At 71.2% G+C, this 9,076-nt stretch carries 11 protein-coding genes; 3 read left to right on the top strand and 8 right to left on the bottom strand.

All coding sequences use genetic code 11. The annotated features are described in order from the left end of the window. Window positions 1–209: 209 nt before the first annotated feature. The 3 genes from fis to JR065_RS19960 all read right to left on the bottom strand — a co-directional run bounded on the left by fis (window position 210) and on the right by JR065_RS19960 (window position 2,029). On the bottom strand, window positions 210–482 hold the full coding sequence (gene fis, locus JR065_RS19950) for a DNA-binding transcriptional regulator Fis (protein WP_206236234.1): 273 nt from the start codon (window positions 480–482) through the stop codon (window positions 210–212). Window positions 483–594: 112 nt separating this feature from the next. After that, window positions 595–1,488, bottom strand: coding sequence for a DUF3426 domain-containing protein (locus JR065_RS21615; protein ID WP_241093789.1), 894 nt, complete (start codon window positions 1,486–1,488; stop codon window positions 595–597). A gap of 172 nt (window positions 1,489–1,660) precedes the next feature. Then, window positions 1,661–2,029 carry a helix-turn-helix domain-containing protein gene (locus JR065_RS19960; RefSeq protein ID WP_206236235.1) on the bottom strand — a complete coding sequence of 123 codons (369 nt, stop codon included), beginning with the start codon at window positions 2,027–2,029 and terminating at the stop codon, window positions 1,661–1,663. 171 nt (window positions 2,030–2,200) lie between these two features. Here JR065_RS19960 and JR065_RS19965 point away from each other — a divergent pair, with 171 nt between their 5' ends. Next, complete coding sequence (locus tag JR065_RS19965) at window positions 2,201–2,659, top strand: hypothetical protein (RefSeq protein ID WP_206236236.1); 459 nt, start codon at window positions 2,201–2,203, stop codon at window positions 2,657–2,659. Here the strand turns inward: JR065_RS19965 and prmA are convergent. After that, on the bottom strand, window positions 2,656–3,576 hold the full coding sequence (prmA, locus tag JR065_RS19970) for a 50S ribosomal protein L11 methyltransferase (RefSeq protein ID WP_206236237.1): 921 nt from the start codon (window positions 3,574–3,576) through the stop codon (window positions 2,656–2,658). The two genes, JR065_RS19965 and prmA, sit on opposite strands and share 4 nt — an antisense overlap. Before the next feature lie 203 nt (window positions 3,577–3,779). Here prmA and JR065_RS19975 point away from each other — a divergent pair, with 203 nt between their 5' ends. Further along, the gene (locus JR065_RS19975) at window positions 3,780–4,733 is read left to right on the top strand and encodes a hypothetical protein (protein WP_206236238.1); all 954 of its coding nucleotides are present in this window, start codon (window positions 3,780–3,782) and stop codon (window positions 4,731–4,733) included. After that, window positions 4,730–5,086 (top strand): hypothetical protein, encoded by a 357-nt coding sequence (locus tag JR065_RS19980; RefSeq protein WP_206236239.1) that lies wholly within the window; start codon window positions 4,730–4,732, stop codon window positions 5,084–5,086. Before JR065_RS19975 ends, JR065_RS19980 begins: the two co-directional genes overlap by 4 nt. Before the next feature lie 324 nt (window positions 5,087–5,410). Here the strand turns inward: JR065_RS19980 and accC are convergent, their stop codons facing one another. From accC to JR065_RS20000, 4 genes are all read right to left on the bottom strand, one after another. Then, entirely contained in the window at window positions 5,411–6,778 is a 1,368-nt protein-coding gene (accC, locus tag JR065_RS19985; protein WP_206236240.1) for an acetyl-CoA carboxylase biotin carboxylase subunit, read from the bottom strand. A 128-nt stretch (window positions 6,779–6,906) separates the two neighbouring features. Next, on the bottom strand, window positions 6,907–7,389 hold the full coding sequence (accB, locus tag JR065_RS19990) for an acetyl-CoA carboxylase biotin carboxyl carrier protein (RefSeq protein WP_206236241.1): 483 nt from the start codon (window positions 7,387–7,389) through the stop codon (window positions 6,907–6,909). A 99-nt stretch (window positions 7,390–7,488) separates the two neighbouring features. Further along, the gene (gene aroQ, locus JR065_RS19995; protein WP_206236242.1) at window positions 7,489–7,935 is read right to left on the bottom strand and encodes a type II 3-dehydroquinate dehydratase; all 447 of its coding nucleotides are present in this window, start codon (window positions 7,933–7,935) and stop codon (window positions 7,489–7,491) included. 144 nt (window positions 7,936–8,079) lie between these two features. After that, window positions 8,080–8,607: a hypothetical protein gene (locus JR065_RS20000; RefSeq protein ID WP_206236243.1), complete on the bottom strand. Its 528-nt coding sequence runs from the start codon at window positions 8,605–8,607 to the stop codon at window positions 8,080–8,082. Between the last annotated feature and the right edge of the window lie 469 nt (window positions 8,608–9,076).

Raw genomic sequence — 9,076 nt, forward strand, 5'->3', positions numbered from 1 at the left:
GCGAGTGCGTTGCGTCTTTGCCTTCTGTAGGAAGGGCTTCGGCCCCGATGCTTGCCAGCTAGGTGTCGGGGCTGAGGCCCCTCCTACAGGAAAGCCGCTGGGCTGAAATAAAAGCGCCGCTTTTCTGAGGGAAAAGCGGCGCTTTTTTCATCAAATCGCTTGACAGTGATTTTTGCCAGCACACCATGCTGCGGTCCCCGGTCCCCGTCTCACGCCAACCCGTATTCCTTCAGCTTCTTGCGCAAGGTCGCGCGATGGATGCCGAGCATCGCCGCGGCGCGGCTCTGGTTGCCTTCGCAGTGGTTGAGCACTTCCACGAACAACGGGATCTCCATCTCGCGCAGCACGATCTCGTACACGTCGTCGGCATCGCACCCGTTGAGGTCGCGCAGGTAGCGGCGCACGGACTGCGCCACGTGTTCGCGCAGCGGCGGCTTGGGCGCGACGCGACTGGTGTCAGGACGAGTGGTGGCGGCGTTCAAGTTAAGCGGATCCCCGGGTGACGGCGGGCCGGGCGCTGACGGCCGGCGCGGGGGGACGAGTCTAGCGCGTGACCTGCGCCGCTGCCATGCCGGCGATCGGCATCGCTGTGTTTCAGTGGAACTCGAAGCTGAACGCGGCCGTCCCGGCGGCCGGTTCGCGCACCTGGAAGGCGACCTGCGCGCTCTGTCCGGGGGACAGCGTCGGCGCGTCGGCGCGTTGCCGGCCCAGGTATTCGTCCGGCCGGAACAGGCGGGTGCCGACGCTGCGGCCGTCGGCGTCGGCCAGCGACAGCTGCAGCAATGGCCAGGCCTGCGCCCAGCGCGCGTCGTTGCGGAACGTCGCCTGCACCTGCAGCGCGCCGGCGCGGCCGGGCAGCGGACGCACTTCGCGGCTGAGCATGGTGAACGCGGCCGGCTCGCGCCATGCCGGCAACTCGCAGCGCAGCACCTGGCATACCGCGGCCACCCACGGCCGCCAGCGCGCGTCGGCGGCCAGGCGCTGGCGGTCGGCGACCAGGATCTGCACCACCAGCAGCACGCTCAGCCCGGCCAGCGCGGCCCACTGCCAGCGCGCGGCGCGCAGCACCGGCCGCGGCGCGGCGGCCGCGCGGATGAAGCTCGGCGCGGTGTGCGGCGCGGCCGGGTCGGTCGCGGGGTCCTGGCGCGCATCGCGCGGCATCGCGGCGGCGGCCGGTGCGTCGGCCACAGGCGTCGCCGGCGCGTGCGGCACCGGCTCGGCGTCGGCGGTCGGCGCCGGGAGGGCGTCGGGCCGTGCTGCCGGGATGTGCGTGACGGCCGGCGCGGGTTCGGCGGCGTCGGCGTTGTCGGCATCGGCCGGCGCGCGGTCGCCGACGTCGCCTTGCGTACCGGTGGCCGGCGCATCGGCGGCATGCGCCGCGTCTGCAGTGGCGTCCGCATCCGCCGCGGTGGCGTTGTCCGCGGGCTGCGGCGAGGCCTGGCGCAGCAGGGTGGCGATGCTCGGGCGGGGTGGGGTCGGATCGGGCATGCGCGTGGACGACGGCGGCAACGGAGGTCCGCTATTCAAGCACGCGCCGCCGCAGGCTGCAGCGGCGGTCGCGCGCGGGCACGGCAGGGACGGCGAGGCCGGCGGCGGCCGCCCAGGCGCCGCCCCGCGACAGGCGTGCGTGCCGGCCAGGCGCCGCTGCGCTGCGGCCGCGTCAGCGCCGGCTCTTGCCGGCGCCGATCAGGTCCAGCAAGCCGGCGCGCTGGCGCGGGCTGAGCTTGTCGAAGCCGTCCAGCAGGCGTGCCTGCTGGTCCGTCAGCTGCCGGTACGCCGCCGCTTCCTCGGCGATGGCCAGCGGTTCGCCGAACACGCGCTCGCCGCGTCCGGTCGCCAGGTATTCGAACGTCAGCCCGCTGCGCCGGGCCAGTGCGATCAGGTGCTCCACCGCCGGCGCGGTGCCGTCGGCCATTTCCCACTGCGCCACGGCGCTGCGGGTGACCGACAGGTCCAGCGCCAGCGCCTCCTGGGTCAGCCCGGTCAGCCTTCGTGCCTCTCGCACCCGTTCGTACAGCTTGCTGCTCACGCGCACCTCCGCAAGGGAGGCGAGATATAGCCGCGTCGACCGCACGGAGTCGTTCGCACGGCTTTCAATGGACGCATTGTTGGCGATACTGTCGACGTTGCGCGCGGCGCCGGTGAAGCCGGTCTTCACCCGTGCCGCTATATCAATCGCCGCATGGACCAGGACGCGCCGATGCCCTCGCAGGATGCCAGCCCCGGCACCCGTTTCGTCGCATCCGTGCCCGAGGCGGCCCCGGCCCCGCCCACGCCGCCGCCGGGCATCGGCGCGCATCGCTACCGGGTCTGGGGCAACGCCGCCGGCGCGCGCTGCGCGGTCAGGCAGGGCTGGTCGTGGCCGGTGTTCCTGCTGCCGTACCCGCCGTCGCGCCTGCCGTGGGCGCTGTGGGGGCTGGCGCATCTGGCGCTATGGCTGGCGCTGGTCCAGGCGTTGGGCGCGCTGGCGGCCGGCGGCGGGCTGGCGGAACTTCTGTGGCGGGTCTCGGCGGCGCGCCGCGGGCACCGCTGGCGCGAGCGCCGGCTGCGCGCGGCCGGCTGGCGACCGCAGACCCGGGTGCTGGCGATCCATGCCGAGGCGGCGCTGCTGACGGTGGCCATCCGCGGCGGCGCGCTGCCGCCGCCGCGCGCCGGCTAGCCGCGGCGCATACCGTCGATGCGCATCCAGTCGCCTTCCTGTTCGGTACGCAGCTGCTCGAACCACGGCGCGTAGCGCTGCAGCAGTTCCTGCTCCTGGCCGTGCAGGATCCCGGACAGGGCGATGCGCCCGCCCGGCGCGACCCGCGCCGCCAGCGTCGGCGCCAGCGCGTCCAGCGCCGAGGCCAGGATGTTGGCGACCACCACCGGATAGGTGGCCGGCGGCTCGTCGGCCGGCAGGTAGACCGCCAGCCGGTCGCCGACCGCGTTGCGTTCGGCATTGTCGTGGGTGGCCAGCAGCGCCTGCGGGTCGTTGTCCACGCCCACCGCCGCCACCGCCCCCAGCTTCAACGCCGCCAGCGCCAGGATCCCGGAGCCGCAGCCGAAGTCGAGCACCCGCGCCTGCGCCAGTTCGCCGCGCGCGGCCAGCGTGTCCAGCCAGCGCAGGCACAGCGCCGTGGTCGGGTGGGTGCCCGAGCCGAACGCCAGGCCCGGGTCCAGTCGCACCACCGCGGCATCGGCGCCGCGCGCGTCCTCCGGCAGGTCGTGGTTCCACGGCACGATGAAGGTGCGTTCGCCGAAGCGCATCGGCTGGAACTGGTCCAGCCACGCGCGCTCCCAGTCCTGGTCGTCGACCTTGCGGAACGCCGCCTGGGTCCAGTCCAGGCCCGGATCGAACGCCTCCAGCGCGGCCAGCAGCAACAGGGCGTCCTGGTCCTCGGGAAACAGCGCGCTGAGCACCAGCGTGCCCCACAGCGGGGTCTCGCCGACGCCCGGTTCCAGGATCGCGCGCTCGTTGCTGGTGTCGGCCTCGGCATCGAGCAGGGTCACCGCCAGCGCGCCGACGTCCTCCAGCGCGTTCTCGTAGCGGGGCTGGGTGGCGTCGGTGCAGCGGAGCGTGAGTTCGAGGAACGGCATGGGCAGTGGCGAGAAAGGACAGCGCGCATCGTAGACGACCGCCGCCGCCGCCGCTCGCCCCCCGCGTGTCGTGCCGCTGGCGCGGGCGCGGGCGGCGCGTGGCGCCCGGTGCCGGGGCCCGGCACGGCTTGCGGTAGACTGCGACGTCGCCGCGGCCGCCTGGCCGCCGCCGACGCGCCCGATCGCCATCGTCTTCGCCGAGCATGCCTTCTTCCGTGTCCCGCAAATCCTGGCTGTTGCTCGCGCCCGCCGTGCTGCTGCTCGGCGTCGTGGCGTATCGGGCAGGCGTGCTGGCCGAGGCCGGCGACGCGCCCGGGCCTGCGCCGGCCGCGCGCGCCATGGCGGCGCCATTGCCAGCGATGGCGCCGCAGCGCGAGCGCAGCCGCGCCGAGCGGCTGAGCGTGGTGCTCGGCGACGACGGCCTGCCGTTGAACCGGCGCGCGGCGTTCGAGCGCAGCCAGGATCTGTACGGCTACGCGCAGCAGCTGCGCGGTGCGGCCGACGCCGGCGACGCCGAGGCGGCCTGGCTGGTCAGCCGCGTCTACGACTACTGCGCCGGCTATGCGATGAATCCGGACGGCTATGCCGCCGATACCCGCGCGATCCGCGACGCGCAGCTGAGCACCTCGGCGAACATGGCGCAGGCGCGCGAGCGGGTCGGCCGCCGCTGCGCCGGCTTCGTGCCCGGCGACGGCCTGACCCGCCAGGCGATCGTCGCCCAGCGCGTGCAGGCCGCGCGCGGCGGCAACCTGGCCGCCGAAGCGGCGCTGTTGGCGCTGGGCATGCCGTTGCAGCGCTCGCCCGGCTACAAGCGCGACCTGGTCGAACGGGTGCAGGCCTCGGGCGACCCGGATGCCTACCTGGCGCTGGCGCCGGCGATGGGGCTGGCCGCCAGCGGCGACGACAGCCTCGACGAACGCGTCGCCGGTACCGCCTTCACCGAATTGGCGTGGCAGCTGGCCGCGTGCCGGCTGGGCCTGGACTGCGGCCCGGACAGCAGCTTGATGACCAGCTATTGCGCCAATGGCGGGATCTGTTCGCAGGACCCGACGCAGGATTTCAGCAGTTTTGTCTACGACGCCGCGGTACCGCGGCAGGGTACGGATACGATGAACGACATGGTCAACCACCTGGTGGAGACGGGAGCGGGCTCATGAGTTACAGGCGATGGGTGCATGGCGCCAAATTCTGGTTCTGGGTACTGGCCCTGGTCGCGTATTCGGCGGCGGCGGCCGGCCTGCTGCTGATCGACACCGCCGAGCAGCGCTACCGAAGCCTGTCCAAGGTCGAACTGACCACGGTCAACGCCGACGGCGACCTGCGCCGCGCCGGCGCCGCCCAGGTCGCGGCGATATACCGCGCGCGCAGCGGCATGCCGTTCTCGACCCTGCCGCCGGGCAGCACCTTCCAGATCGTATGGCCGGACGGCTCGACCGAGACGGTGATGATCGTCAGCCCGACCTCGACCCTGGGCGCCGAGCCGGTGCCGGGGTCGCAGCAGGGGAAGTAGCCGGGACCCGGGACTCGGGACTCGGGACTCGGGACTCGGGATTTTCGCAAGTTCGCGGCATTTGCTGCTTTTCTGTAGGAGGGGCTTTAGCCCCGACGCTTTACCGATAAGGTGTCGGGGCTAAAGCCCCTCCTACAGAAAAGCGGTTGCGCCGGAGCTGCCAAAAAAGGGCCGCTTTTTCTGAAAAAAAGCGGCCCTTTTTGCGTCAAATCGCTTGACATCGATTTGACCCGGGACATCATCCCGAGTCCCGAGTCCCGAGTCCCGAGTCCCGAGTCCCGAGTCCCGAGTCCCGAGTCCCGAGTCCCGAGTCCCGGCTCCACCTCACACCAACGCGATCGACTTGTTCTTGCGCTCGGCCAGGCGCTTTTCCAGGTAGTGGATGTTCTGCCCGCCGGCCTGGAAGCCCTTGTCGCGCATGATCCGCTGCTGCAGCGGGATGTTGGTCTTGATCCCGTCCACCACCATCTCGCTCAGCGCCACGCGCATGCGCGCGATCGCGGTCTCGCGGTCGGGGCCGTGCACGATCAGCTTGCCGATCATCGAGTCGTAGTTCGGCGGCACCTTGTAGCCGCTGTAGATGTGCGTGTCCACGCGCACGCCGGGGCCGCCGGGCGGATGGAAGCCGGTGATCAGGCCCGGGTTGGGCATGAACGTCTCCGGGTCCTCGGCGTTGATGCGGCATTCGATCGCATGCCCGCGCAGCACGATGTCGCTCTGCTTGATGGTCAGCTTCTGCCCGGCGGCGATGCGCAGCTGCTCGCACACCAGGTCGATGCCGGTGATGCGTTCGGTCACCGGGTGCTCGACCTGGATGCGGGTGTTCATTTCGATGAAGTAGAAGCGGCCACCCTCGAACAGGAACTCGAAGGTGCCGGCGCCGCGGTAGCCGATGCGCACGCAGGCGTCCACGCAGACTTTGCCGATCTCGTTGCGCAGCGCCTCGGTGATGCCCGGCGCCGGCGCTTCTTCCACCACCTTCTGGTGGCGGCGCTGCATCGAGCAGTCGCGCTCGCCCAGGTGGATGGCGTTGCCCTGGCCGTCGGCCAGCACCTGGATCTCCACGTGGCGCGGATTCTCCAGGAACTTCTCCATGTACACCTGATCGTTGCTGAAGGCGGCCTTGGCCTCGGACTTGGTGGTCTCGATCGCGGCCTTCAGCGCCGCCTCCGAATGCACCACGCGCATGCCGCGCCCGCCGCCGCCGCCGGCGGCCTTGATGATCACCGGATAGCCGATCTCGCGCGCGATCTTGGTGTTGGCGACGATGTCCTCGCCCAGCGGCCCACCCGAACCGGGCACGCATGGCACGCCGGCGGCCTTCATCGCGCGGATCGCCTCGACCTTGTCGCCCATCAGGCGGATGGTGTCGGCCTTGGGCCCGATGAAGATGAAGCCGGACTGCTCCACGCGCTCGGCGAAGTCCGCGTTCTCCGACAGGAAGCCGTAGCCGGGATGGATGGCCTGCGCGTCGGTGACCTCGGCCGCGGCGATCAGCGCCGGGATGTTGAGGTAGCTCTCGGCCGAGGACGCCGGGCCGATGCACACCGACTCGTCGGCCATGGCCACGTGCTTGAGGTTGCGGTCCACGGTGGAATGCACCGCGACCGTGCGGATGCCGAGCGTATGGCACGCGCGCAGGATGCGCAGCGCGATTTCGCCGCGATTGGCGATGACGACTTTATCTAGCATGGGATGGGGTTCCGAACGCGGGGTGTTCGGGACTCGGGACCCGGGACTCGGGACTCGGAAGAGCATCGGGCATGTCGCGCCCGCTTTGCTCCCGCGAGTCCCGAGTCCCGAGTCCCGGGTCCCGGCGCTTAGCCAATCACGAACAGCGGCTGATCGAATTCCACCGGCACGCCGCTTTCGCTGAGGATCGCCACGATGGTGCCGGAGACGTCGGCCTCGATCGGGTTGAACATCTTCATCGCCTCGATGATCGCCAGCGTCTCGCCGGCCTTCACCGACTGCCCGACGGTCACGAACGCCGGCTTGTCCGGCGACGGCGAGGTGTAGAAGGTGCCGACCATCGGCGCGCGCAGCACGTGGCCTTCGGGCAGGGCGTTGCCGGGCTTGGCGCTGCCGCCGGTGGAGGCCTCGGTCGGCGAGCTCATCGGCATCGACGCGGCCGGCGCGGGCGCCGGGGCAGGCGCCGGTGCGGCGTATTGCGGCGCGCTGGCGGCCAGGCCGGTGGGGGTGCGCGCCAGGCGCACGCTTTCCTCGCCTTCCTTGATCTCGATCTCGGCGAGATTCGATTCTTCCAGCAGGTCGATCAGCTTCTTGATTTTGCGGAGATCCATAACGGCCTCTTGAGGTGAACCGGGAAAAGACCGGGCACGCGGCCCGGCGAACTCAGATGGGGAAGCGCCGCGCCGGCTGGGGCGCGCTGCCGGTGCCGCTCATGCCGCCGCCTCCAGCCGCGCCAGCGCCGCGTCCATCGCGTAGCGGTAGCTGTCGGCGCCGAAGCCGCAGATCACCCCGACCGCGTGGTCGCTGAAATAGCTGTGGTGGCGGAACGGCTCGCGGCGGTGCGGGTTGGACAGGTGGATCTCGATGAACGGGATCGCCACCGCGGCCAGCGCGTCGCGCAGCGCCACCGAGGTGTGGGTGAACGCGGCCGGGTTGATCAGGATGAAGGCGGTGCCGTCGCCGCGCGCGGCCTGCACCCGGTCCACCAGCGCGTGCTCGGCGTTGGACTGCAGGGTGTCGAGCTGGTGCCCGGCCGCCGTGGCCTGCGCGAGCAGCGCCGCGTCGATCTGCGCCAGCGTCGCATGCCCGTACACGCCCGGCTCGCGGGTGCCGAGCAGGTTGAGGTTGGGGCCGTGCAGCAGCAGCAGTCGCGCCATGGAAGACAGAGCAGCGGAAAGGGCGGCAGTCTGCGCGATGCCGGCATTACTGTCCAGTTCGGCGAAGTTGCGGTTGTTTTAAACGGATGTTTAATTCTGGCGGGCGGTGCCGCGATCGAAATCGAGCGCGCGCCCGGCTCGTCCTTATCCGCCGGCGCCCGCCGCGCGTCCCCGCGCGCGTCTGGCGAGCCACATGGCCGCCGGCCATGCGAGGCGGTGGGCCGCAGCGGAGATTCCCGCCACCACCAGGGCGATGATGCCCGGAAGCACCGAGCCGAAGACGAACGTCATGCCCAGCACGAAACCGAAGCCGTATTCCGCGCGGTAGGCGGGGATCACGAGGCCCGAGACCAATATGCCCAGGAACAGGGCCGACGCCGCCGATTCGTTGCCGGCGACGAAGGCCATCGACAGCGCCACGCCGGCGGCGAGCGCCGCGACGAACGCGACCAGCGCGCGCGGCAGCGCCGACGGGCTGGAGCGCGCCCTGTGGCCGATCGTCCGGCCGGCCAGGCCGCCCAGCAGTGGAAGCACGATCAACCCCCACCAGTTCGAGATCGCGGGCAGGTCGGCGCGGTCGAGCAGGTGGTGGCTCTTGACCCCGCCGTGCGTGTATTCCCAGCCCAGGTGCAGCGTGGCGGCCACGAGGGCAAGCCCCAGCGCGATCGGCATCAGCCAACGACGATCCTGTTTCGGCATTTCCATCCCCAGTGTGAGCAGCTGTCTTGGCCAGGTCGATTCGCTGCGGTCCGCGTCCGTGTCCGCAGTCCGCGAGCGGTGGGCGCGTCCGCTTGTTCGAATCGATGGTAGGCCGCGCTTGGACGCAGACAACGTGCTGGGCGGCATCGTGACTTCCAGCCCTTGGCCGCGGACTTCGTCGCCGACCCTCACCCCAACCCCTCTCCCGGGGGGAGAGGGGCTTGTTGGTTCGCCTGTTTGGGCAGGGCCGTGGCCCTGCGCACGCGGGGCCTCTACCGGCCGGAGCCGTCTTTTTCTCATCGGAGCCGCCTCCCTTCTCCCACCGGGAGAAGGTGCCCCGCAGGGGCGGATGAGGGTACGGGCGGAGCCTCGTGCAGCCGAACATCGCGTGAGCGGAAGAGGATTCGGACAAAGCGTCGTGCGGCCTAACGCTGCAAGGGCT

The sequence above is a fragment of the Xanthomonas sp. genome (assembly GCF_017163755.1).
Taxonomy (GTDB): domain Bacteria; phylum Pseudomonadota; class Gammaproteobacteria; order Xanthomonadales; family Xanthomonadaceae; genus Xanthomonas_A.

Bases quoted from the DNA above. Each gene is read 5' to 3' on its own strand.
- JR065_RS21615 (WP_241093789.1), bottom strand. From the start codon at position 1,488: ATGCCCGATCCGACCCCACCCCGCCCGAGCATCGCCACCCTGCTGCGC.
- JR065_RS19980 (WP_206236239.1), top strand. From the start codon at position 4,730: ATGAGTTACAGGCGATGGGTGCATGGCGCCAAATTCTGGTTCTGGGTA.
- prmA (WP_206236237.1), bottom strand. From the start codon at position 3,576: ATGCCGTTCCTCGAACTCACGCTCCGCTGCACCGACGCCACCCAGCCC.
- JR065_RS19975 (WP_206236238.1), top strand. From the start codon at position 3,780: ATGCCTTCTTCCGTGTCCCGCAAATCCTGGCTGTTGCTCGCGCCCGCC.
- accB (WP_206236241.1), bottom strand. From the start codon at position 7,389: ATGGATCTCCGCAAAATCAAGAAGCTGATCGACCTGCTGGAAGAATCG.
- aroQ (WP_206236242.1), bottom strand. From the start codon at position 7,935: ATGGCGCGACTGCTGCTGCTGCACGGCCCCAACCTCAACCTGCTCGGC.
- JR065_RS20000 (WP_206236243.1), bottom strand. From the start codon at position 8,607: ATGCCGATCGCGCTGGGGCTTGCCCTCGTGGCCGCCACGCTGCACCTG.
- JR065_RS19965 (WP_206236236.1), top strand. From the start codon at position 2,201: ATGCCCTCGCAGGATGCCAGCCCCGGCACCCGTTTCGTCGCATCCGTG.
- accC (WP_206236240.1), bottom strand. From the start codon at position 6,778: ATGCTAGATAAAGTCGTCATCGCCAATCGCGGCGAAATCGCGCTGCGC.